The sequence below is a fragment of the Caulobacter sp. FG7 genome (genome assembly GCF_057808875.1).
In genome coordinates this window covers 1-24,312 of record NZ_JBMDIW010000047.1, presented here as the reverse complement: position 1 = coordinate 24,312, position 24,312 = coordinate 1, and the positions used below count along the sequence as shown (strand labels likewise).

18 protein-coding genes are annotated in these 24,312 nt (G+C 67.6%); 10 read left to right on the top strand and 8 right to left on the bottom strand.

From position 1 onward, the window contains the following. Both copD and copC read right to left on the bottom strand, forming a co-directional pair. A partial coding sequence (gene copD, locus ACODR1_RS23920) for a copper homeostasis membrane protein CopD (protein WP_488882668.1) occupies window positions 1–847 on the bottom strand: 847 nt, incomplete at its 3' end. A 3-nt stretch (window positions 848–850) separates the two neighbouring features. Continuing rightward, on the bottom strand, window positions 851–1,213 hold the full coding sequence (gene copC / locus ACODR1_RS23915; protein ID WP_488882667.1) for a copper homeostasis periplasmic binding protein CopC: 363 nt from the start codon (window positions 1,211–1,213) through the stop codon (window positions 851–853). A gap of 408 nt (window positions 1,214–1,621) precedes the next feature. Between copC and ACODR1_RS23910 the strand changes: the two genes are divergently transcribed. From ACODR1_RS23910 to ACODR1_RS23880, 7 genes are all read left to right on the top strand, one after another. Then, window positions 1,622–5,695, top strand: coding sequence for an RHS repeat domain-containing protein (locus ACODR1_RS23910; protein ID WP_488882666.1), 4,074 nt, complete (start codon window positions 1,622–1,624; stop codon window positions 5,693–5,695). Further along, window positions 5,692–8,364: an RHS repeat domain-containing protein gene (locus ACODR1_RS23905; RefSeq protein ID WP_488882665.1), complete on the top strand. Its 2,673-nt coding sequence runs from the start codon at window positions 5,692–5,694 to the stop codon at window positions 8,362–8,364. The genes ACODR1_RS23910 and ACODR1_RS23905 overlap by 4 nt, the downstream gene beginning before the upstream one ends. Continuing rightward, window positions 8,361–8,897: a hypothetical protein gene (locus ACODR1_RS23900; protein ID WP_488882664.1), complete on the top strand. Its 537-nt coding sequence runs from the start codon at window positions 8,361–8,363 to the stop codon at window positions 8,895–8,897. Before ACODR1_RS23905 ends, ACODR1_RS23900 begins: the two co-directional genes overlap by 4 nt. 443 nt (window positions 8,898–9,340) lie before the next feature. Beyond that, on the top strand, window positions 9,341–11,005 hold the full coding sequence (locus ACODR1_RS23895; protein ID WP_488882663.1) for a choline dehydrogenase: 1,665 nt from the start codon (window positions 9,341–9,343) through the stop codon (window positions 11,003–11,005). Window positions 11,006–11,243: 238 nt separating this feature from the next. Next, entirely contained in the window at window positions 11,244–12,185 is a 942-nt protein-coding gene (locus tag ACODR1_RS23890) for an aldo/keto reductase (RefSeq protein ID WP_488882662.1), read from the top strand. 32 nt (window positions 12,186–12,217) lie between these two features. Further along, the gene (locus tag ACODR1_RS23885) at window positions 12,218–12,685 is read left to right on the top strand and encodes a hypothetical protein (RefSeq protein ID WP_488882661.1); all 468 of its coding nucleotides are present in this window, start codon (window positions 12,218–12,220) and stop codon (window positions 12,683–12,685) included. Window positions 12,686–12,724: 39 nt separating this feature from the next. Further along, window positions 12,725–13,588 (top strand): class I SAM-dependent methyltransferase, encoded by an 864-nt coding sequence (locus ACODR1_RS23880; protein WP_488882660.1) that lies wholly within the window; start codon window positions 12,725–12,727, stop codon window positions 13,586–13,588. A 132-nt stretch (window positions 13,589–13,720) separates the two neighbouring features. Here the strand turns inward: ACODR1_RS23880 and ACODR1_RS23875 are convergent, their stop codons facing one another. After that, the gene (locus ACODR1_RS23875; protein WP_488882659.1) at window positions 13,721–14,266 is read right to left on the bottom strand and encodes a PAS domain-containing protein; all 546 of its coding nucleotides are present in this window, start codon (window positions 14,264–14,266) and stop codon (window positions 13,721–13,723) included. Between the two features lie 177 nt (window positions 14,267–14,443). Between ACODR1_RS23875 and ACODR1_RS23870 the strand changes: the two genes are divergently transcribed. Continuing rightward, entirely contained in the window at window positions 14,444–15,355 is a 912-nt protein-coding gene (locus ACODR1_RS23870) for a hypothetical protein (protein ID WP_488882658.1), read from the top strand. 292 nt (window positions 15,356–15,647) lie between these two features. Here ACODR1_RS23870 and ACODR1_RS23865 read toward each other — a convergent pair whose 3' ends face one another. Further along, window positions 15,648–18,581, bottom strand: a complete 2,934-nt coding sequence (locus ACODR1_RS23865; RefSeq protein ID WP_488882657.1) for a M16 family metallopeptidase — start codon at window positions 18,579–18,581, stop codon at window positions 15,648–15,650. Between the two features lie 220 nt (window positions 18,582–18,801). Between ACODR1_RS23865 and ACODR1_RS23860 the strand changes: the two genes are divergently transcribed. Then, window positions 18,802–20,034 (top strand): serine hydrolase domain-containing protein, encoded by a 1,233-nt coding sequence (locus ACODR1_RS23860; protein WP_488882656.1) that lies wholly within the window; start codon window positions 18,802–18,804, stop codon window positions 20,032–20,034. A gap of 177 nt (window positions 20,035–20,211) precedes the next feature. On the opposite strand, the gene hfaD is transcribed toward ACODR1_RS23860, so the two are convergent. The 3 genes from hfaD to hfaA are packed head-to-tail and all read right to left on the bottom strand — an operon-like array spanning window position 20,212 to window position 22,730. Beyond that, window positions 20,212–21,441: a holdfast anchor protein HfaD gene (gene hfaD / locus ACODR1_RS23855; RefSeq protein WP_488882655.1), complete on the bottom strand. Its 1,230-nt coding sequence runs from the start codon at window positions 21,439–21,441 to the stop codon at window positions 20,212–20,214. Further along, complete coding sequence (gene hfaB, locus ACODR1_RS23850) at window positions 21,368–22,372, bottom strand: holdfast anchoring protein HfaB (RefSeq protein ID WP_488882654.1); 1,005 nt, start codon at window positions 22,370–22,372, stop codon at window positions 21,368–21,370. The genes hfaD and hfaB overlap by 74 nt, the downstream gene beginning before the upstream one ends. Continuing rightward, window positions 22,362–22,730 (bottom strand): holdfast anchoring protein HfaA, encoded by a 369-nt coding sequence (hfaA, locus tag ACODR1_RS23845; RefSeq protein WP_420808147.1) that lies wholly within the window; start codon window positions 22,728–22,730, stop codon window positions 22,362–22,364. Before hfaA ends, hfaB begins: the two co-directional genes overlap by 11 nt. Window positions 22,731–23,038: 308 nt before the next feature. Between hfaA and ACODR1_RS23840 the strand changes: the two genes are divergently transcribed. Further along, window positions 23,039–23,470: a CBS domain-containing protein gene (locus ACODR1_RS23840; protein WP_101716631.1), complete on the top strand. Its 432-nt coding sequence runs from the start codon at window positions 23,039–23,041 to the stop codon at window positions 23,468–23,470. 111 nt (window positions 23,471–23,581) lie between these two features. On the opposite strand, the gene ACODR1_RS23835 is transcribed toward ACODR1_RS23840, so the two are convergent. After that, window positions 23,582–24,010, bottom strand: coding sequence for an RrF2 family transcriptional regulator (locus ACODR1_RS23835; RefSeq protein WP_488882653.1), 429 nt, complete (start codon window positions 24,008–24,010; stop codon window positions 23,582–23,584). Window positions 24,011–24,312: the final 302 nt, after the last annotated feature.

The following is a 24,312-nucleotide window of genomic DNA, read 5'->3' as shown; positions in this document are numbered from 1 at the left end:
GCTGGCGGGGGGGCTGGGCCGAGACCGCCGACCGGGCGTCCTGACGATAGGCGAGGCGCCGCTCGAGAGCCGGCGTCAGGCGAAAGCGGTTGGCCGCGGCCAAGGCCAGCATAAGTGCGAACAGCGCCAGCTTGGCCAGCAGCAGCTGGCCATAGGTCGTGACGAGGAGGGCGCCCAGGCCGCCGGGGCCGACCAGGAAGGCGCCGTTGACGAGGCCCGTGGCGACGAGCAGCGCCACCAGGACCGAGCCGCCGCCGGAAAATCCGGCCAGCGTCGAATGGAGCGCACGAAGGCTCGGCGTGTCTTTGGGCGGGGCGAGGGTCAGGCCGAGAAAGAAGGCCAGGGCGCCGATCCAGGCCCCGGCCGCCCACAGGTGCACGAGGTCGGCCGCCAGGTGGACCAGCCGCAAGGCGCCCTCGCTCGCCGCGCCGTGCCCCATCCAGGCGAGGCTGGCCGTGGCGACCGCGCCGAGGGCGGCCGCGCAGGTCCAGGCTGGCCGCGCGGGTCGGGCAAGGCCCAGCACGACCAGCGCCGCGAGACCGGCGACCACGCGGGCGAGGCTGGATGGGCCCATGGCCATCTCGGTGACGACGGACGTCAGGATGGCGGGATCCAGCGCGGCGGTCGGGTCGCCGGCCACGACCGCGGTCTGGGCAAGAAGGCCCAGCAGGCTGGCGCCGGCCAGGACGATCGCGCAGGCCGCCAGCAACCGCCGGGGCCAGCCCAGCGCGCACGCGCTGGCGGCGCCGGTCGTGGGCAGGGCCAAGAGCGCGAACAGGCCCCCACCCATCAGGACGAAGGCCGAGACGTACTGCGTCCAGCGCAGGACGACGACCGCCGCTTCCATGGCCTACTTCACCGAAAAGGCGACGGCGCCGTCCATCCGGTGGCCGTCATTGGTCGAGGCCGCGTGCCAGACGACCTTGTAGCCGCCGGGCGCGAGCTTGCCCTGGACGGCGCCGCTGAGCGTCCTGCGGTCGGCGGCGAGGGTGGTCTTCACCGGGACCTTGCGGCCGTCGGCGGCGACCACCTCGAAGGTCGAGAAGGCCGGGGCGAGCTTTTCGCTGAAGGTCAGGCTGATGGTCCCGGGCGAGGCGACCACGGCGCCGGCCGGCGGATCGGACGCTGTCAGCCTGGCGTGGGCGCTGGCCTCTCCCGCGACCATGACGGCCGCCGACAGGGCGCAGATCAGCAGGAGCGGGCGGGGCGACATGGGGACCTCATCTGGATGACTGCCGACGCGCCTGATACGCGCCCCCCGCCTCTTCCCCTCGCGTGTCGGCTGAATGCGAGCCAGGCCGTTTTGATAAGGTTCCTGTCGGCGCCGGTCGGGCGGGGCCGAAAGAAATCAGCCGGCGTGGGTACGAACGAAATCGTATTCCCTTGAGCGCAGAGCGGACGCCGCCCGAAGCTTGACAACTTAGCTGGTTCAAGCACAGGTCGATTTTGCCATATTGCACCGTATGGGTGATCTGGCCGTTGCGGATCGTGTCGTACGCCGCCTTCGGCAGGCGGAATTGTCGCCGCTTTGACGAAGCGAGACCAAGGGCCGCGTCTGCTCAGGTGGGCGCTCCCAGCGTGAGAATATATAATAGAGTATTTGTGTTTTCGGGGGGATGTAGTGCTGTCTAGAGGCGTTGGTAGATTTCTATTCACCCTTGTCAGTATTTCGCAGTTGTGTGCGGCTGGTGTCGCGCTCGCCGCACCCCCAACGGCAAAGCGGCTTTCTGCTGCAGCGATATCGCCCTCAGAGGCGGCCTCCTTCTACGGCTCGGCCGTTGGCCACTCGGACGGTCCGGGGGCCTGGGCGACTTCTGCTCCCGAGATCCGGGCCCTGGCGAAGGGACTTGGCAAGGACAGGCTGGCGGTCGGCGTAGTCGGCCAAATTACCGCCGACCAATACACGCAAAACGTCTTCGACTACGTGCGAAACAACATCCAGACCGAGTTCCGGTATGGGCTGGGCAAAGGCGCCCGGGGCGCGCTCATCGACCAGTCGGGGACGCCTTTCGACCAGGCCGAACTGATGGTCAAGCTGCTGCGCGAGGCCAACCTCACGGCGGCCTACCAGGTTGGAACCATCACGCTCGACGCCGCCCGGTTCGGGCGCTGGAGTGGCCTGGTCCACGACCTTCAGTCCAGCACCGGCGCGTTCAGGGTCAACGCCCGCGCCGCCTGCCAGTATCTCGCCGACGGCGGGATTCCGCTGGTGATCGCCGGCGCCTCACAGTGCGACAGCCTGACGGGCGACCTGACCGAAGTCACCCTCGGGCACATCTGGGTCTCGTCCGGCGGCAAGGTCTACGATCCGTCGTTCAAGTCCTACATCCTCAAGTCCGGCGTCGACGTCGCCGCCGCGATGCAATGCGGTACAGCCAGCGCGCCGACCTGCGGCAGCCAGGCCGCCAACATCCTGGTCTCGCCAAGCGCGGCCACGTCCATCGCCGGCGGCAGCGCCTTCCATGTCGGCAACCCGGCCGGGTTCAACACGCAGCTTGGAACCTACGCCTCGGCGCTGGCCAACAACCTGCTTGGCTCCACGCCGGACGCCGCTGTCGAGGATGTCGTCGGCGGCATGACGCCGGATCTCAGCTATTCGCCGGCCGTCGGCGCCAGCCTGCCTTACCCGTCCACCGCCCAGACCTCCTGGACCGGGGACGTGCCGGACGCCTATCGCACCGTCTTGCGGATAAGGGGCAGCTATCTCGACAAGACCTTCTTCGTCGATGAACTGGCTGGCCGACGCGTGACCATGCAGGGCGAGGGGTACATCAATCTCGACACCCTGGCCCTGCAGGGGCAATCCACCTGCGCCAGCTGCCTCGACAACACGGTGATCCTCGATCTGGATCATCCCTATGCCAGCAGGGCTCCCGGCCAGGCGTTGGGAACCTATGCGACGGAGCACGTCGAGCTCGAACTGCTCGTCCAGACGGGCGGCACCGACGGCTATGCGCGAGGGTCGTACCCGATGACCATCGTCGCCGCCCTGGGGCGCGCCTCGTCCTCGACCGAGGCGTCGATCTCGGCGCAACAGGAAGCGGGCGCGCTGGGCGAGGACTTCACCTATCCCGAATACAGCTGCGGCGGCGCCAACGCAAATCAGACCACCTACAATATCTGCCGCAACGAGGCCCAGCCCACCTTGGCGGCGAAGTACCTGGCCCAGGGGGCGCGCGCCGACGAGATCGTCAGCGGCCTGACGCGGGCGAGGATCACGCGCCACCACGACCTGGGCGTCATCTATGCCCAGCCGGCCAGCGTGAACTCGGCCTCCTACATGTCGATCGTGCCCGGCGTCAGCACGACCTCGGCGACGTTCAATGTCGCTGACGGCCGTTCGGCGTTCGAAACCTCGGCAACCGCCTGGGCGATGATCGAAGGCTCGGTGAGCCAGCAGACCGACGATTCCCCCCTCGCCGTCATTCCCGCCCAGGCGTTTCCGCAGGCTGCGGCCGCGGGGTATCGTATCGTGCAGATCCCCAGTTCGGGCATGGCCGCCTTCCTCGCCTCGTCGAGTATGATCTCCGCCGCCAGCAAGGTAAGGCTCCAGGCCGCCGCCACTGCGGGGCTGGACGTGATCATGCCCGAGTACGGTCAGGCCGAGCTGTTCTACGACGGGTCCGGCTCGGTGATGAGCTACACGCTTCTCGAGACCATCAAGGGGGGCGGCACGCAAAGCGTCGCCGATCCTTTGAAGACGGCGATGGACACCACCAAGATCAATGAAGGGGCCTCGTCGCGCCGGAAATATCTGGCGGTCAACCTGGCGACCGGCCTTCTGAACCTCACGCCCGAGCCCGACATCGTCGCCGGCGCGGGCGGCTTCCCCGTCGCCCTGCCATTCCAGCGTTCCTACAAGTCGCCGGAGGTTCGCGAACGCTCCGTCATCACGGCCAGCAACACGCTGATCAACGACGGCGACAACACCTCCTCCAGCAGCTGGAGCCGCGACTGGCGCTACACCGGCCCGGACAACAGCTTGCCGCAGAAGCTCGGCGGGGGCTGGACGCACAACTATTCGGTCACCGCCAGCTTCACCAACGCCGGAGACAAGGCGTTGGGCAGCGAACGCGCCGTCGATGCGGCCTCGGCCATCGCCAGTCTCTTCGTCATCAAGGATCTCTTGGGCGCGCCGGATTTCCAGCGCCGCACGGCGAGCGCCTTCGCGATCTCGTGGTTGGCTGACCGTCTCGTCTACAACGCCGTCGCCGTCGACCTGGGCGGAGCCGCCGAGTCCTTCCAGCGACTGCCCGACGGCTCGTTCCTGGCCCAAAGGGGATCGGCGGCGCGACTGGTCCAGACCGGGGAGCGGGGGGCTCTTGCCGACTATACGCCAGTCAGCCTGACCTACACCGGAAAGGACGGCGACGTCGTCTCGTTCAGCTGGATGACCCAGCCCGACGTTGTCATCTGTGCGGAGTGCCCGACGCCGCGCGCCTCCAGCATCTTCAAGGCTGACAGCTGGGTGTTTCCCAACGGCCTGCGCGTCAGCTTCTCCTATGAGCTCATGTCGATGAAGGCGTCGTACGAGGGCGATGGCCCGGTCGACACGGTTCCCCACTTCCAGAGGACCTACCTGCTCAAGAGCGTGCAGAACAATCTCGGCAGGTCCCTGACGTTCAAGAACGAGCCGGTGGGCTACTATTCGAGCTCGCCCTATGCCTACCGTCTGTCGAGGGTGACCGACGAAACCGGGAGGTACGCCGATTTTGCCGTTGCCGGGTGTCCGACGAGCGTCAATTTCGCCTGTTCCACGTTCACCGCGACCCAGCCGGACGGCAAGGTCTACAAGTATAACTACGATGTCGGCCCGGATTCCCCCGACCCGAGCGTCAAGGTCAGGACCGGCTATCGGCTGCGCCGATGGTACTCGCCGTCGGACCTGGCGACGCCCTACCAAACGGTCTCCTATGACGATCTTCACCGCGTCACCGCGGTCAAGGATATCCTCGGGCACGTGACGCAGTACGCCTCCAACGGGGTGCTCAGCGGAGGCCAGTGGAAGCGGGGGCAGAGGGTCTCGGCCGAAGGAGCCGTCACGACGTCGGTCTTCGACCGGTTCGACCTGCAGATCGCCGATATCGATCCGTTGGGGAAAGTCACGACTATGTCCTACGACGCCGCGGGCAGGCTTGTGCGCCGCGTTCGTCCCGAGCACGACGCTGAAGAGTTCGGCTACGATCGGCGCAGCAACCAGACTTGGGCGTGCCGGATCGGCAAGGCGCGCTACCCGGCAAGCTGCAGCACGGGTCAGGGCGATCTGATGACCCTGACGACCTATCTGGAGGAGGCGACGGTGCGCAACTGCGCCGTGCCGGCCACCTGCAACAAGCCGGCCAGCAGTACGACCGCCTCCGGCGCCATCACCGAATACAGCTGGTATAGCTATGGCGAGCTAAAGGAGATTCTCGGTCCGGCAGATGATGAGGCCAAGAAGCCGCTCATCACGGCGACCTATGGCGACTTCAGCGGAACCGGTGGTTCGACGTTCAAGCTGCTCACCGGCAAGGTCGAGAAAGTCAATGATGCGACGAGCATCAGCACGGCCTATGCCTATGATTCCACAAACAAGTTCGTTCTCAGAAGCGTGACGGTCGATCCGGCCGGCAAGAACCTGATCACCTGCCTGAAGTTCGACAAGGTCGGGAACCTGATCGCCCAGACCGATCCTCGCGGGGGGAGCTGCCAATGATGCGGCAAAGCTTGAAGCTGCGTGCGCTCTCTGGCGGGGCGGTGGCGCTTGCGCTGGGCTTGACCTGGGCATCGGAGGGTGTGGCCCAGACCTATTCGGCGGACGCGTTGACCACGTACTACAAGTGGGACGCCGCGCGCCAACTGGTCATGAAGGTCGGACCCGATCCGGACGGCTCGAACCCGCGGCCAAACAACCAGCCGTCCGCCTTGCGCGTGGCTGAGAAGTATACGTACGACGATGACGGCCAACTGGTGCAGACCGATATCGGTACGGTGACGTCTGTGTCGATCGACGGCACGGGCGCGGTCATCGTCGGCGGTTTCCTGGCCAGCAAGACCACGAAATTCAAGTACGATGCGGCCGGCAACAGGACCCAGGTCTACGTCGACGGCGGTACAAGCGCGGCCAGTCTGACCCAGATACGCTACGACGCAGACGATCGTGCGATCTGTTCGACGGTGAGGATGACGCCTGCGAACTTCCAGTCGCTGTACGACGCAGGCACGCTTCCCGATGCGTGCGCCGAACCCCCGGCCGGCGTGGCCAATCCCGATCGCGTGTCCAAGACGGTCTACGACGCCGCTGGTCGGGTTAAGGAAACGGTCGAGGCTGCTGGCACTGACGCCGTGCGCACCTATGCCAAGTATACCTATACCGACAACGGCAAGCAGCAGACGATCACCGACGCCAACGGCAACACCACGTTGCTGCAGTACGACGGTTTCGATCGGCTCTGGCGGCAGTTCTTCCCCAAGACGCTGCGGGGCGCTCTGGAGGCCAGCACCGACGACTACGAAGAGCACCAGTACGACGCCAACGATAATCGCACGCACTTCAAGAAGCGCGACAACTCCTGGATCGATTACGAGTTCGACGCCCTCAACCGAATGACCCGAAAGAGCGGGGCTCGGGTGCCGACGGTCGATTTCAAGTACGATCTGACCGGCAAGGCCAAGTCGACGACCTTCAACAGCAACGGCGACGGCGTATTCTACGGCTACGATACGGCCGGGCGCATGACCACCGAGACGCTGACCGGGCGTCTTGGCGACGGCGCGCAATCCAGCCGCACCCTGACCTACGGCTACGACGCGGCGGGCAATCGCACCTCGCTGGCCTGGCCCGATGGCAATTACCTGTCGAACACGGTCGATGCGGCCGGTCGCTTGACGGCGGTGGCCCTGACGACCAACCCGGCTTTCGTCACCTATGGCTTCGACGATCTTGGTCGAAGGACCTCGGCCAGCGCCTTGAGCGCGACGCGCAATACCGATTGGGCGTTCGATGCGGCCGGCCGCCTGACGGGCCTGACCCACACCTTGCCCGGCCAGACCATCGCCTATGGCTTCGGGTACAACGCCGCCAGCCAGGTGACGCTCAGCACGGTCAGCAACAGCGCCTTCGTCTGGACCGGAACCAATTCCAGCCTGACGGCGGCGGCCGACGGCCTCAACCGCGATGCGGCCATCGCGTCTCTGGGCGGCGGCGGCTGTGCGGTGGCCGGCAAGGGCTATGACTGCAACGGCAACATCACCAACGACGGCTACAACCGCACCTTCGCCTATGACGGCGAGAACCGGCTGACGGCGGTGAACGGCGCCAGCCTGCAATACGATCCGCTGGGCCGCCTGGTCCAACTCACGGCCAACGGCGCGACAACCCAGTTCCTCTATGCCGGCGACAAGCTGGTGGCCGAGTATGACGGGGCGGGCAATCTGCTGCGCCGCTATGCGCCGAGCTATGGCGTCGACGAGGCGGTCATGTGGTGGGAGGGCGCGGGCTTCTCGGATCCACGCACTCTGCACGCGGATCGCCAGGGCTCGGTGATCGCCTCGGTCGCCGGCGCGACGACGGCAATCTACACCTACGGTCCCTACGGCGAGCCCGGTGACAACTGGGGGGCGGGCAGCCGCTTCCGCTACACCGGCCAGATCGCGCTGCCGGAGCTGAAGCTCTATCACTACAAGGCGCGCGCCTATGACCCGGCGCGGGGGTGGTTCCTGCAGACCGACCCGATTGGGTACAAGGATGACCTCAATCTTTATGCCTACACGGGCGGGGACCCGCTCAATAAGAGTGATCCCTCGGGTCTGGCCGGATGTGGGAATTTATCAGGGCCTCAGTGCGATAAGGCGATGGAGGCCCAAACAGCTGCGCTTGCGGCTATTTCAAAGAGCCGCGCCGGCTTGGCGGCTTACAACTCAAGCCCAAAGAGCGCTGCAGGTTCAGCTTTCGGGAAGCAATTTGAAAAGGCTTTCGGGAAAGGGTCTCTTACTGCAACGAATTTAGCAAAGTACGAGAAGGCAATGAACTTCTCAGAAAAATGGCTTCGTGATCCCGGTGTTGCAAAGGGTGGTTCTTTCGACTTCAGAGTTGGGGAAACCGGCGGGCGAGGGGGCACAATTTCGGGGGGCTCTGTTACGTTCTCTCCTGCCTGGTATAAGGCAAACTTAGCTTGGAGGGCGAATGACGCAATTCATGAGCCGCTTCATTTGAATAAGCTAAATGGACTCGGGCTTGGTCGAGATAAGCAGATGGGCGAATATCCTAACCACTACCAGGTGTATGGGGCCTATCACGATGCTTTGCTCGCCACCGTGGATTCTAAAAAGGCTCTGGAGAATGCCGATAATTATTCAAGAATGATGATGGGGGAATTTAAATGATTTTTAGCTGGGCGGCTAAGGGCTTGTTTGTTGTTGTGCTGGCCGCTTCGCTATCATCGTGTGATTTTAATCGGCCTGAAGAGGGCGATTTTAAAATTTATATGACGGAGGCGCGTGCGGCGGATTGCCCTGAAAATTGTAAAAGCCTCGTGCTTTCGCTTAGTGCTGTTAATGAATCTTCTGAGTTGTATTGCATTCCGGGCGAATACTATGGAGACAATGCAGGGGAGAGTGTCGCCATTTTTGTCGGTGGAGCGGCTGAGCCTGTTATGCAGAGTGTGCCTCTGCGGCACGAAGCAAAGGTCTGGAGCGAAGATATCGCGGGCAGGGTGGCCTATGCGCGCGCGCGTCCCAATATAGTTGTTCAGCCGCATCAGAGGCTGTCCTGGGACGTTTCAATAGATAATCGGTTTGAGTTCGAAAAAAGTAGCGGAGTTGTAGATATTTCAATTATTGCCTACCCTTGTGAGGGGCGAAAAAATTACAGTTATGGGCTTATAAAGAAGATTTTGAGATCTAACATTGTTTATTGACGTTCAATTAATATTAAATATATGAAATTTGCTGCTTGAATTACGCTCGCTGTGTGCCGATTGTTTACGGGCGTGGCGAGGTGATGAGAGCAGTCGTCCGATTAATTCGATAATGATCGGTAGATGCATCATCGATGCGGTCGAGTGCGGTTGGTCACCAATGGCCGCTGACCTGACGTCCAAATCACGCAGGCCGCCCACGGTTTGAAAATTGGCGCTATTGCGCTTGCGGTGCGGACTTCCGGATCGGCCGAGAAGGCGCGATCTCGTCCGTGGATGGCGGATTCCGGGCGTCCAGTTGCAGTAGGTGCGCCAGTTGGCAGCCCAAGCCTGTTTTAGGGACAGCTCTAACCTGTACCGACAAAATCCATCCCCCCCTTGCCGCCGTCCCGGGACCGGGTCACTCTCTGTCTTAACAACGATAACATTGTGGGAGGGACGCCATGTCGGGCACGCGCTACGACTACGTCATCATCGGCGCCGGTTCGGCGGGTTGCGTGCTGGCCGCGCGGCTGAGCGAGGATCCGGCGGTGAAGGTGCTGCTGCTGGAGGCCGGCGGCAAGAACGGCTCGGTGCTGGTGCGCATGCCCGCGGGCGTGGGCGAGCTGATCAAGGCCAAGGGCGAGAGCAACTGGGGCTTCTGGACCGAGGCCGAGCCGCATCTCGATGGCCGCAAGCTGTGGTGGCCGCGCGGGCGGGGCCTGGGCGGATCCTCGGCGATCAACGGCATGATCTATATCCGCGGCCACGCGCGTGACTACGACCAGTGGCGGCAGATGGGGCTTTCCGGCTGGTCCTACGCCGAGGTGCTGCCCTATTTCAAACGCTCGGAAACCTTCCACGGCGGCGGCTGCGCCTATCACGGCGGCGACGGTCCGCTGCACGTCTCGGCCGGCGAGTCCGACAGTCCGTTCTACAAGGCGGTGATCGAGGCTGGCCGCCAGGCGGGCCATCCGGTGACCAAGGACTTCAACGGCTTCCAGCAGGAGGGCTTTGGCCCCTACGACCTGACCATCCGCGACGGCAAGCGCTGGAGCGCCGCGGCCGCCTACCTGGCCCAGGCCCTGTCGCGGCCCAACCTGACCTGCCTGACCGAGGCGCGCACCACCCGCATCGTCGTCGAGAACGGCAAGGCGGTCGGCGTCGAGTACGTGATCGGCAAGGGGGCGCAGAAGGCGGTGGCCTATGCTGACGCCGAGGTGCTGCTGAGCGCCGGGGCGGTGCAGTCGCCTCAGATCCTGCAGCTGTCGGGGATCGGCGATCCGGACGCCCTGAAGGCCGCCGGCGTGGCGCCGGTGCACGAGGCGCGGGGCGTCGGCCAGAACCTGCAGGATCACCTGGATGTCTGCCTGTCGTGGACGACCAAGGGGCTGAAGACCGCCTACTCGGCCAACAAGGGGCTGAACAAGCTGGGCGTGGGCCTTTCCTATCTGCTGATGGGCAAGGGCATCGGTCGGCAGAACTTCCTGGAGTCGGGCGCCTTCCTGCGCTCGCGGCCCGATCTGGACCGGCCTGACCTGCAGATCCACGCCGTGCTGGCGATCATGCAGGACCACGGAAAGGTGCTGGTCGAGAAGGACGGTTTCACCCTGCATGTCTGCCAGTTGCGGCCCGAGAGCCGGGGCTCGGTGGGGCTGCATTCGGCGGATCCGTTCGCCGACCCGAAGATCCTGGCCAACTACCTGGCCGCCGAGGAAGACCGCCGGGCCATGCGCGAGGGCGTGCGGATCGGCCGTGACGTCGCCGCCCAGGCCGCGCTCGATCCCTATCGCGACAGCGAGTACGCGCCGGGGGCGGACGTCAGGAGCGACCAGGAGATCGACGCCTGGATCCGCGCCAAGGCCGAGACGATCTATCACCCCGTCGGCACCTGCCGGATGGGGGCGGCCGGCGATCCGCTGGCGGTGGTCGACGACCATCTGCGGGTGCAGGGCCTGCCTGGCCTGCGGGTGATCGACGCCTCGGTGATGCCCACCCTGATCGGCGGCAACACCAACGCCCCGACCATCATGATCGCCGAGCGCGCCGCCGACCTGCTGCGCGGCAAGGCGACCCTGGCGCCGCAGGACGCGCCGGTGTTCGACGGGGTTCCGGCCGCGGCGGCTTGAGAGGGGCGGCTGTGAGAAACGGAAACCTCGTCCTTCGACAAGCTCAGGATGAGGTTTCTCCAGCGCCGTGGTCATGAGTAGTCCTCACCCTGAGCTCGTCGAAGGGCGAGGACTGCGCGCGCTGCCGTTTCGGATAGATCCGTCGCGGAAGCCCAATAGGCCATATTTTGAAGTTTGATTGCGTGTCCGGGTCCGAAGTCGCGCAAGCTTCGGCTCGCTCTCGCACAAGGATCCGCCCATGAGCCAACGCCCCCTCGGCCGCTCCGGCCTCTCGATCGCCCCGCTGGTGTTCGGCGGCAACGTCTTTGGCTGGACGGCGGACGAGGCGACCTCGTTTCGCCTGATCGACGCCTTCGTCGACGGCGGCTTCGACGCGATCGACACGGCCGACGTCTATTCGGCCTGGGTTCCGGGCCACGAGGGCGGCGAGTCCGAGGCGACCATCGGCCGCTGGCTGGCGGCCGGCGGCAAGCGCGACCGTATCAAGATCCTGACCAAGGTGGCCAAGTGGCCCAAGCGTCCGGGCCTGTCGGCGGCCAACATCGTCGCGGCGCTGGAAGACTCGCTGCGCCGGCTGAACACCGACTACGTCGACCTCTACCAGTCGCACGAGGATGACGCGGCCACGCCGATCGACGAGACGCTGGAGGCGTTCGACCGGCTGGTGAAGGCCGGCAAGGTGCGGGCGATCGGCGCCTCGAACTTCTCGCCGGACCGCCTGGAGGCCTCGCTGAACACCTCGGCCGACAAGGGCCTCGTCCGCTACGAGTCGATCCAGCCGAAGTTCAACCTTTACGACCGCGACGAAGTGGAAGGGGCGCTCGCCGAGCTGACGGCGCGCGAAGGGGTGGGGATCATCCCGTTCTACGGCCTGGCCGCGGGTTTCCTGACCGGCAAGTACCGCAGCGAGGCCGACCTGGAGGGCAAGGCGCGCGGGCGCACGGTGAAGGGCTATCTCGACGACAAGGGCCTGCGGATCCTGGCGGCCCTCGACCAGGCGGCCGAGGCGACCGGCGCCACCCAGGCCCAGGTCGCCCTGGCCTGGATCGTCGCCCACCCGGCCATCACCGCCCCGATCGCCAGCGCCACCAGCGTCGCGCAGTTGGAAGAACTGCTGGCGGGCGTGCGCCTGACGCTTTCGCCCGAAGTCATCGCGGCGCTGGACGCGGCGGGGCGGTAGTCGACGGCGGCGGCGCGCTCTAGGCTGGCGGGATGGAGAGTCTCGCTGGCCAGGTGATCGCGATGGTGGCCGAGGATCGCGGAGAGCCGCCCGGCCGGATCCGCCGCGCCTCGCGCCTGCTCGATGACCTGGGCATGGACGGCGACGAGGCCGACGCGTTCTTCGAGGCATTCGGCGCACGGTTCGGCGTTGACCTGGCGCCGTTGCATGCGCGCTGGGATCGCCATTTCGGCCATGAGGTCGAGTGGCGGCTGAGGCTGGCCACGCCCGTGGTGGTGATCCTGCTGACCGTCGGCGTCATCGCCAGGTCGGCCTGGGCGGCCGCGGCGGGCGTTATCGTCCTGACGGTCGCGCTCACCCTGACTTGGCGATCCAGGCGCAGGAACGGGCCTCACCTGCCCGTGACGGTCGGCGACCTGATCGAGGCGGCCGAGACCGGCCGCTGGCCGCTGCGCTACGACGACGCGGTCAAGGTCGACAGGGCGGGTCTCGCGCGCTAGAACTACTTGAGAATAATTCTCAAATAAAGGGCTGCCGCCATGACCGAGCGCAACGTCAACCAGATCTCCGACTGGAACGGCCGCACCGGCGAGCGCTGGGTGGCCAACCAGGCGCGGCTCGACCGCATGCTCAAAGACTATGGCCAGGCGGCGGTCGCCGCGGCGGCTCCGGCGGCCGGCGAGCAGGTGCTGGACATCGGCTGCGGGGCCGGGGCGGGCAGCCTGGAGATCGCCGCCCTGGTCGGACCGTCGGGCGCGGTGCTGGGCGTCGACGTGTCCGAGCCGCTGGTCGCCCGGGCGCGCGAACTGGCGGCCGAGGCGGCCAATGTGAAGTTCCAGGTGGCCGACGCCAGCCGGGCCCTGCTGTCCGTGCAGCAGTTCGACCTCCTGTTCTCGCGCTTCGGGGTGATGTTCTTCGACGAACCCGCAGCGGCCTTCGCCCACATGCGGCGGGCGCTGAAGCCGGGCGGGCGCCTGGCCTTCGTCTGCTGGCGCGGGGCGGGTGAGAACGACTGGGTGCGCCTGCCGATGAAGGCGATCGCGCCGATCGTCGGGCCGCCCGCGTCGCCGCCGCCCGAGGCGCCGGGGCCGTTCTCGTTCGGAGACCAGGCGCGGGTGGAGCGGATCCTGGCCGAGGCCGGCTTTGTCGACGTGGCCTTCACCGCCATCGACCATCCGATCACCTTCGGCGAGGGCGAGACCCGGCAGGCGGCGATCGAGGACGCGGTGGACCTGGCCTTCCAGGTCGGGCCGCTGACGAGGGCCCTGGCCGATCAGCCGGACGCGGTGCGCCAGCAGGCCATGCCGCTGGTGCGCGAGGCCTTCGCGGCCAAGGCCGTGGGCAAAGCGGTGGTGATCGAGGGCGCAGGCTGGGTGGTCACGGCGCGCAATAGTGCGGCCTAAGGGTCGGACGGAGGGGCGCTCCCGCCGTGGCGGCGCTCTCCCGAGCCCCCCTCCGTCCTTCCGGCGTCGTCTCCGGCAAGCCGACGCAAAACCTCCCGCCAGAGCACGGGAGGAAACTCGTATGGCGCCGCCTCAGGCGATCAGGCGGCCGTCCAGGCTGGCGAGGCGCAGGCGCGGGGCCTCGGCGTTGGTGGGGGCCAGGGCCTGGATGCGGCGCACGCCCAGCTCATAGGCGGGCCGACCCATCAGGCGCTGCATCATGGCGATCGGCTGGTAGAGGCCCAGGAACCGGTCGGCCTCGCCGCTGGATCCGGTCATCGGGGCCAGCAGCACCTCCATGCCCACCGAGGCCACGCCGTGGGCGCGGATGTCGGCGGTGACCACGACCGGTTCGCCCCGGCGGCGGGCCACTTCCAGCGCCGACTTCACCTCCAGACGGTGCGACAGCGCCCACATCGACAGCTGGTCCTCGCCGCGCAGGTCGCGGGCGTGCAGGTCGGTGACGAAACCGCCGGCCAGGCGGAAGGGATAGCGCCCGTTCCCGCGCCCGAGGATGAACACCTGGGGCAGAAGGTCGAGGAAATCGCCCGGATCGACGCTGGCGCGCGCCGGCATCCGATCGGCGCCGGCCCGGTTTCGCCAATAGTCTATCAACCGTTCCGTGCTTGGATGGAACATCGTCGTCCCCTTGCGGGTCCTTTCGCGGTCCATTTCGACCGCATGGGGCTTGCTAGGAGAACCGGGCCAGGGGCCCTGTCGTATCGTCTTGGCACAGAGTCGGGGCGTGGCGGGCCCATGGCGCGCTTCTTGCTGGAGAACCGGCCGGAAGACGTCGCTGTGTGAAGGGGAGACGCCATGACGGCGCCGAAACTGACCGTGTCCAAGCTGTGGGTCGCCATCGGGGCGGCCGTGGCCGGACTCTTCGTGGGCGGCGTCGCCTACGCCCAGTGCAACAGCGGCTGCACGCCGACGCCTCCGACCTGCTGCGCGCCTCCGCCCGCGCCCCCGCGCCCGCCCAAGCCGCCGAGCGGCTGCGACAACGGCTGTGGCGGTGGTGGCGGCCACTGGGGCGGCGGCGGCAAGACCAACGTCAACGTGAACGTCAACGTGAACGCCAATGCGAGCGCCAACGCCTCGGTGCGCGCCGGATCGAACGCCTCGGCCGGCGCGACCGTCTATTACGGCGGCGGCGCCCATGGCGGCTACTATTCGGGCCCGCAGCCCACCGGCTACATCCAGGGCCTGAACGTCACCGGCGGCGAAGCCGCGCGCCGCACGGCCTACGAGGCCACCCGCACCCGCTTCAAGCGCGTCGTCGTCCGCGCCGTCTGCCTGGACGACAAGGACATCCCGCACCCGGCCTCGCAGGTCACGCCCGACCGCGAGATCGACGACCTCTATGACGGCGAGCTCTATCGCTGCATCGCCGGCAGCCGCATGCAGTACGTGGTGGGCGAATATTCCGGCCTGATCGACGCCAGCACCGGCGGCCAGACCTATATCTGCGCCAAGAACGAGGCGCTGTATCACGTCCCCGGCGTGCGCGGCGGCCAAGGTGGCGAGGGCGGGACCCTGGTCTGCCGGCCGCAGCGCCCGGCCCGCGACTGCAACGAGCGCTCGCTGCTGCGCCGTTACGGCGCCGGCGTGAAGATCCTGTCGATCCTGACCACCGAGACTTACACCGCCTATCGCGAGGAGACCGTGCGCGAGTCGAGCTCGAGCATGAGCCTCAGCCTCGACGGCGGCGTCGGCGGGGTGGTCTACTGATCGCCTAGAGCAGCGCTTTCCTAAAGCGAAGGTTCAGAAAAGAAGGCCTCCGCCCTGCAGGGCGGAGGCCTTTTCTTTTCTCCTCCCCCGCGCGCGGGGGAGGGGGACCGCGAAGCGGTGGAGGGGGCGAGGCTGGGCGCTGTGCCGGCCGTCGCCCCCTCCGTCACGCTGCGTATCCGCAGCGCGCCACCTCCCCCGTTTTCACGGGGGAGGAGCGAAGTCGGCGACAGCTGAAACCGGCCTCCCTCCGGCCCTTCGGGCCATCTCCCCCAGAGGGGGAGGATCATAACGGTCACTTCTCCGGCCGCACCTCGAAGGTCCAGCTCTTGTCGTCGGCCAGGAAGGTGCGGGCGGCCTTCTGGACGTCGGCGGTGGTGACGCGCTGCAGGCCGGCGATCACCGAGCGGGTGGCGTCCAGCAGGCGCGGGTCGGTCTGGGCGCCCGACAGCGCGCCCAGCCAGTATTCGTTGGTCTCGCGCGCCTTCTCCAGCTGGTCGATGCGCGGCAGCTTGGCTCGTTCGAGCTCGTCGGCGGTGACCGGCTTGTCGCGCAGGTCGGCGGCGATCTGGCGGACGCTGGCGACCACCTGGTCGATCTTCTCAGGCGGAACCTCGACCGAAAGGCCGATATAGCCCCAGCCGGGGAAGGTGGCGTTGTGGGTGGCCGAGACCGAGGGCGAGTAGGTGGCGCCCTGCTTCTCGCGCAGTTCGTCGGTCAGGCGCAGCTGCATCACCGAGGCCAGGACCTGGGTGTTGCGCGAGCGTTGCAGGTCGCTGAACAGGTCGTCCGTCTTCCAGGCCATGAACAGCAGGCCCTGGTCGGCCCGGCCCTTGTGGTGGCGCACCACCGGAACCTTGGACGGGGCGGGGAAGGCGATCTTGGCCGCGTCGGCCGGGGCCGCGACGCCGGTGCGGACGGGCAGGGCGCCGAAGGTCTCGCCGACGGCGGCGATCGCCTTCTCCACCGTGGTGTCGCCGACGACGACGATCTCGATCTGGCCGGTCGACAGCGGAGCGCCCACGGCCGCCTTCAGCTGGTCGATCGAACCGTCGGCGATCTCCTTGCGGTCGGGGAAGGCGAAGCGTTCGTCGCCGGGGTGCATAAGCGACGACAGGTCGCGTCCGACCACGCCGCTGCTGGTGCGCTCCAGCTGGTCGTGGATCGTGCCGTAATAGGTCTTCACGCGGTTGAAGGCCTCGGGCCGCCAGCCGGCGTCCGACGCATAGGCCGCCAGCACCTGCAGCTCGGTGGACAGGTCCTCGGGCCGGGTGCGGCCCGACAGCACGAAGGCGTCGTCCTCGACGCCGAGGCCGGCGTTCCAGACCTTGCCTGTCAGCACCTGCTCCATGTCCTGGGCGGTGATCTGCTTGAGGCCGCCTTCGATCATCGACGAGGCCGACCACAGCGGGCTCTGGCCGGTCTTGGACAGGTCGAGCAGGCCGTTGCCGATGCGGGCCTTCACCAGGATCTGGTCGTCGCGGAACTTGGTCGGCTTGACGGTCAGGCGCACGCCGTTCTCGAAGCGCACGAAGACGGCGTCCAGATCGGTGACGTCCTTCTGCTCGGCCACCTTGCCGGTCGGGCCGAACACCGCATAGGGCCAGTTGGTGGCGACAGGCGCGGCAGGCGGGGCGACCGGGGTCTTGCCGGCTTCCTGGTAGGCGGCGGTGACCGCCGCCTCGCCGCCGTCGATGGCGGTGGGCGTGGGCAGCACGATCAGCGGCCCCTGGCCGGCGAACAGCGACTTTACGGCGGCCGACACCGTGTCGGCCTTCAGGTCCTTGGTGATGGCTTCGAAGGCGGCCAGGTTCTGCGACGGGCTGGTGGGCACCTCGCGGTCGCCCAGCGCGCCGACGATCTGGCCGGCCAGGGCGGGCGTGCGCTGGGTGGCCTCGCCGGCGGCGGCGGCTACGTAGGAGGCGCGCATGGCGGCGATCTCCCGGTCCAGTTCGTCCTGGCGCACGCCGAACTGCATCAGCCGGCGCTGTTCCTGGTCGAGCACCTGCAGGGCGGTCTTCCAGCCGCCCGGCTTCACCTGGGCGAACAGGCCGTTGATCTGGGCGGCGTGATACTGGTCGTTGCGCAGGGCGCCGGCCGAGATGAACGGCGGCTCGGCGCTGCGGGTCAGGGCGCGCAGGCGGCGGTTCAGCACCGCCATGCCCAGCGACTCCAGCATGTATTCGCGGTCGGACGCCTTGCTCTCGACGCGCAGGTCGGGCGATTGCACCCAGCCCAGCTGGACGGACTCGCCCGAGCCCGGCTCGACGATGACCTTGGCGGTCAGGCCCCGCTGGGCGATGGCGCCCAGGTCGGGACGCTTGCCCGGCTCGCCCTGGCCTTTCCAGTCGCCGAAGCGGGCCTTGATCTTGGCCTCCATGGCGTCGACGTCGAAGTCGCCGACAGCCACGAACACCGCGTTCTCGGGGCGATACCAGGCCTGGTAGAAGTCGCGGATGCGCTGGGCCGGGGCGGTGGAGATCACGTCGGTCGTGCCGATCGGCAGGCGCGAGGGCGGGCGCTGGCCTTCAAGGTTGAAGGCGAAGCCCTGCTTGAAGACGCGATAGCCGGGGCTGTCGCGGGTGCGCTCCTCCGACAGCACCACGCCGCGCTCGCGGTCGACGGCGGCCGGGTCGATGGTCAGTTCGCCGGCCGCCTCGCGCAGCAGCATCATGGCGTCGTCCACCGTGCCGTCGTCGGTCTTGGGCAGGTCGAGGGTGTAGGTCGTCTCGTCGAAGCTGGTCGAGGCGTTGGTGTCGGCCCCGAAGGCCAGGCCCCGGCGCTCGAGGATCTTGACCATCTCGCCTTCGGGCACGTTCTTCGACCCGTTGAAGGCCATGTGCTCGAGGAAGTGGGCCAGGCCCTGCTGGTCGTCGGCCTCCATCAGCGAGCCGGCGTCGAACCACAGGCGCAGCGCGCCCTGGCCGGGCGGGGTGGCGTTCTTGCGGATGGCGTAGCGCATGCCGTTCTCCAGCACGCCGAAGCGGATGGCCGGGTCTACGGCGACGTCCGAGATCTCGTGCGGCCACTGGCCGGGCTTGAGGTCGGAGAACTGGGGTCCCGTGGTCTTGGCCGGCGCCTGGGCCGGGGGCGCCTTGGGCGGGGTCGGGGCCCCGGCCTGCGCGTCGTCCTTCTTGCCCGAGCCGGGCATGACCGAGGAGAGGGTGGAGCAGGCGGTGAGCGCCAGGCCGGCGGAAACGACGAGCGCCAGGCGCGAGACAGAGATCATGGAGACCGTTCGATTACCGGAAGTGTCGGGGCGGCAGCTAAGCCCTCGCGCGTGGCGCAAGCAAGGCCGTGCGGCGGCGAAGTCGGCGTTGCGCGCTTCAGAATTGCAACATCCGCGCGCCTGGCCTGTGGGAAACTCGGCGGGCCGTCTTGCGGAACAGAGACCGGCCGCCCACTCCCTAAGGGGCCGGAGCGCGTCCGGCGACGAGGGAGTGCGTCACATGCGTCTTTGGCTTGCGGGCGTCGCCGCCCTGGCGGTTCTGTCGGGGGCTCCGGCCCTGGCCCAGGCGCGTCCGGATCCCGCCGTTCTGGCCCAGACGCCGGATGCGGCTGTTTCTGCCCGCATCGACGCCGTGCTCGACCGCGCCATCGCCGACCAGCGTCTGGTGGGCGCGGTGGTGCTGGTCGCCCGCGACGGAAAGCTCGTCTATCACCGCGCCGCCGGCCTGGCCGACCGCGAGGCCAAGGCGCCGATGCGCGAGAACACCGTCTTCCGCCTGGCCTCGGTGACCAAGCCCTTCGTCAGCGTGGCGATCATGCGGCTGGCCGAAGAGGGCAAGCTTTCCCTGGCCGATCCGGTGACCAAGTGGCTGCCCGACTTCAAACCGGCCCTGGCCGACGGCTCCACGCCCGAAATCACCCTGGGCCAGCTGCTCAGCCACACCGCTGGCCTGACCTACGGCCTCTCCGAAAAGGCCGACCATCCCTACCACCAGCTGGGCGTTTCCGACGGCCTCGACATCTCGGGCCTGACGCTGGACGAGGACGTGGCCCGCATCGGCAAGGGGCCGCTGGCCTTCGCGCCGGGCTCGGCCTGGCGCTATTCGCTGGCCATCGACGTGCTGGGCCTGGTGGCGCAGAAGGCCGACGGTCATCCGCTGCCGCAGGTGGTGGCGCGCACCGTCACCGGTCCGCTGGGCCTGAAGGACGCCGGCTTCCAGGCGAGCGACCCGGCTCGCCTGGCCACGCCCTACGCCAACGCCAGCCCGGCCCCGACGCGGATCACCGACAACCAGGACGTCTCGCTGGGCGCCACCGCCGTGCGCATGGCCCCCAGCCGCGCCGTCGATCCGACCGCCTTCCCCTCGGGCGGAGCGGGCATGGTCGGCACGGCCGGCGACGTGCTGGCCCTGCTGGAAGCCGTGCGCACCGGCGGCGGCCCGATCCTGTCGGCCGCCAGCGTCCAGGCGATGACCGCCGACCAGGTCGGCGTCAAGGCCGCGACCCAAGGCCCCGGCTGGGGCTTCGGCTACGGCTGGGCGGTGCTCGACGATCCCGCCATCGCCAAGACCCCGCAAGGCGCGGGGACCCTGGCCTGGGGAGGGGTCTATGGCCACAACTGGTTCGTGGATCCCAAGGCCAAGCTGACCGTGGTGCTGCTGACCAACACCGCCTTCGAAGGCATGAACGGCCAGGTGACGCGCGAGCTGCGCGACGCCGTGTACGGGCGGTAGGGGGCGGCGCCGGGGGGGGGGGGGGGGGGGGGGGGGGGGGGGGGGGTGGGGGGCGGCGCCGCCCCCCTCCGGCCCTCCGGGCCACCTCCCCCAGAGGGGGAGGATCCGACGCTTCGCCAATCAGATGCTCCCCCTGAAGGGGGAGCTGTCGCGGAGCGACTGAGGGGGGCGTTGCCCCTAGTTCGATCTCACATAGAACGCCGCGTCGTTGCCGACCGCGCGGGCGCTGCTGGTCACCGAGCGGGCCGAGCCGGTGACGGTGGTGGTGGCGCGCGAGGAGACGTCGGCGTTGTTGGTCTGGGTGTTGCTCGTGGTCATCGAGCCGCCGCAGGTTCCGCAGACATAGCCGCCCACCGAGTTACCGGCCGCGCTGGCGCGGGCGCCGATGTCGTAGCCGTCGTGGCCTTCGGCGCTGGCGATCACCTCGACGCCGCCGCCGTCGTTGGTCTGGACGTTGTCGAGCACCAGGGCCGCGCCGGTGTTGCTGACGACCGCTGCGTTGCCCACCCCATAGGCGCTGCTGCCCGCCGCGCCGAACTGGTAGGACGTGGTCTCGGCCTGCGAGCGCACATAGGCGGTGTTATACTGGTGGTTGGCCACGTCGAGCAGCGGGCCGACATTGGTGGCGTTGAGATTGTTGCCGGCCGCCGAGGTCGAGGTCTCGGTCAGGTAGGCGTTGCCGTAGGCGGTGAACTTGCTGGCCTGCACCAGGTCGGCGGTGTTGCCCTGGTCGGTGATGACGCGGGCGGCCGACTGGTTGGCGCCGTCGATGTCGATGTGGTTGCCCGCCGCCGTGCCGGCCACGGTCGAGGTTCCGCTGACGTACTGCACGATCGCGCCGCCGTCGGCCATGACGTCGCCCGAGTTGGCCTGGCTGATCCGCGCCCCGGCCGCGCCGTTCTGAAGCCACAGGCCCTGGGTGTTGCCGGTGGCCTGGGTGTCGATCGCGAGGTCGCCGGCCCGGGCGGTCTCGCCCTCGACCTGGCCGCGGGCGGTGACCGCACCGCTGTTGGTCTGGACCATGAAGCCGCGGTAGGTCGCTTCTTCCGCCCCGGCGTTGCCGAAGTTGCCGGCCGCCTGGGTGGCGACGGTGCTCGATGCGCCCATCGAGCCGGAGGCATTGACCACGGCATGGCCGTAGACCGAGCCCTGGTTCACCTGGTTGGAGGTGGCGTCGACGTCGACGCGCGAGCCGGCGATGCCGACATTGTTGCCGGTGGCCGAAGTCGACGCGCTGACGCCTTCCTGGACGGTGACGACGTTCAGGGTCTGCTCGCTGAAGATGTCGCGCAGGTTCAGCTGGTCGTTGAGAGCCTGGCCCTGGGCGAAGGCGCTAGTAGCGGCCGCGACGCACAGAGGGATCGCTGCGATCGTTCCAGCGAGACGGATCTTCGCGGGTCTGCGCATTGTTGCTTCCCAGGTTGTTGTAGGCGGGCGTGAAGGCGCCCGTGACGCCGACGGTGTCGGCCCCGAAGGGGTCGGACTGCAGGCAGCTTTGCGGACCCGGCATGCCGTAGAGGTTGGCGCTCATCTCGACGACCGAGCGCTCGATCAGCGAGCGCACGGCCAGCTGCACCGGCTCCAGCGCGCCCTTGCCGGCCGACAGGTCGAACAGGTTGTTGTTGGCGAAGGCGAAGATGCCGGCGCTGACTTCGCGGCCGATCACCTGCTTCTGGTAGGAAATGACGTCTTCGACCACCAGGGTGCGGCTGTTGATCAGGCGCAGGTCCATGGCGATGTTCATCACGAACACGCGACGCTTGAAGTTGGCCTTCAGCCCGTCGGTGTCGAGGTCGCCGCCATAGAGGTCGGCGCCCGCCGAATGGATGTTGTAGTTCAGCTCGGTGACGCCGCCGACCAGATAGAAGTCCGAGCCCGCGACCTGGCCGGCGACGATCTTGCGATAGTCGGCCGGGGCGTCCGGCGTCGGGGCCGGGCGGTCGGAGATCAGCTTGTTGTTGGCGTACTTCAGTTCGAGTTCCGACACCGAGGTGTCGAAGCGCTCGACCATCGGCATGCCGGCCTTGGCGAAGGCGGTCATCGCCATCAGCGAAGCGCCTTGCGTGACCTTGCGGCCCGAACCGTCGGACTCTTCCTTGCCGGTGTAGTCGGCGATGCGGCCCACCGCGATGCGCGGAGCCGCGACGCGGTTCTGCCGGGCGTAGCCGGCCAGGCAGTTCAGCGCCGTCGAATAGGGGGTGGGGTTGGCCGTGACCGGCGCCGTGCCGATCGGGCGGGCATAGTTGCCAGCGTCCAGGCGCTTGGGCACGCCGCCGCCGCAGGCGCTGAGCGCCGTGCAGGCCGCCGCGACCATCAGGAAGACGCGCTTAGTTGCCATTGGAGACACCGCCGTTGGTCGACGCGCCGGCGCTGACATTGCCGTTGTTGACCTGGTTGGAGTTGACGATCACCGTGTTGTTGTTGCCCTGGGTGATGACCGTCAGGTTGTTGCCGATCGCGGTCGAGCCGGAGAAGCCGCCCAGGCTTCCGACGCCCGAATAGCTGTCCAGCGAGCCCGACGAGCTGCGGCTGGAATAGACGCTCTGGTCGCTGCCGGTCAGCATGACGCCGTCGACGATGACGCGATTGCCGTTGGCGTCGCGGGTCGAATAGTCGACGACGTGGTTTTCCTGGCCGGCGACGCGGCCGTAGCCGGCGTTGTAGGACGCGGAGTTGCTGCTCATGGACTGGGCCATGGCCGGAGCGGCGTCCAGGATCAGCACGCCGGCGAGGGCGGCGACCGCGCCGAGGGCCCGAACCAGGGGCTTGTTGTTCTTCTTTGAGGCCATGACGGGCTCCGCGACTGTCTGTCCGGGGCTTGCAAGCAACCCCCGTGCCAAAACCGGACACGTCACCATAGGCGGTAAGGTATCCAGAATTGGTTAAACGCGGCGCAGGCGGCGCCTGGGGCGCGCCATGACGCGGGTCGCGCCGTTCCACCATTGATCCCGACGCGGGTTTGCGAGACCTTCGTTATGCAAGTGCGATCAGGGAGGATTGCGTTTTGTTGGTGTCTCAGATCCTGAAGACCAAGGGCGACCTCGTATTCACCGCCTCGCCCCAGGAAACTGTCGGCGCGGCCGCGGCGCTTCTGCACAGCCGCAAGGTCGGCGCCATGGTGGTGCTGGAAGCCGACGAGTCCATCGCCGGCATACTGTCCGAGCGCGACATCGTGCGGCAGATCGCCAAGGAGGGCGCGAGCGCGCTGTCCAAGCCGATCTCGGCCTGCATGACGCGCGACGTGATCTTCGCCCAGCCCGACGAGAGCGTCGACGACCTGCTGGCCAAGATGACCGACCGCCGCATCCGCCACCTGCCGGTGGCCAAGGGCGGACGCCTGGTGGGCATCATCTCGATCGGCGACCTGGTGAAATACAAGATCCAGGAAGCCCAGGCCGAAGCCGACGGGCTGAAGGCCTATATCGCCGCCGGCTGACGGCGGGATCTTCGCGAAGGCGAAGGGCGCTCCCTGATAGGGAGCGTGGAAGCAGGCTCGTCCTCGTCGAGGGCGGGCCTTTCTCGTGCCCGCTCTATAGAAGGAGAGGGATCAGCCGATCAGCTCTGCGCCCTGGCCGGTGACCGCGTCGGCCAGGCTGTAGCCCTCGAGCACGGCGGCGGTGGCGTCGCGGGCCCGCAGCAGCGCCTCGCGCAGGGCGCAGGTGGCCAGGTCGCTACAGTCCTCGCAGCGGCGGAAGGCGGTGCGGCTGACGCAGGGGGCCAGAGCCAGGGGGCCGTCGACCATGCGGATGATCTCGGCGAAGCTGATCTCCTCGGCGGGACGGGCCAGCAGATAGCCGCCGAACTTGCCGCGCCGGCTGGTCACCAGCTTGTGGCGGGCCAGGCCCAGCAGGATGGCTTCGAGGAACTTGCGCGGAGCATCGGCGCGCAGGGCCAGTTCGCCGGCCGTGACCTGCTCTTCCGCGCGGGCCAGTTCGACCATGGCGCGCAGGGCGTAGCGGGCTTTCTGGGACAACATCGGCGGCGTCTCTCCTTATAGAGCGCTCTATGGAGGCAGCATGGCGGGGTGCGCAAGCGGTTCCGCTTGATGAGGCCGGGGACGCATCCTGGCGATTCCATGCACAGATCCGCTCACAGCTAACCGGCGGGGGTGGGCAAAATTGGGTTGCGGCCGGGCAGGGGGCTGTCTAGAAGCCGCACCTCGCCGCGGGGGACACGCTTCGCCGCTCGGAAATGAAGGTTTCGACTTGCATTTCGAGCGCTGGATCGCTAAGTTCCGCGGCCTCAATCGACTCGGGCAGCTGGATTGCCGACGGCCTA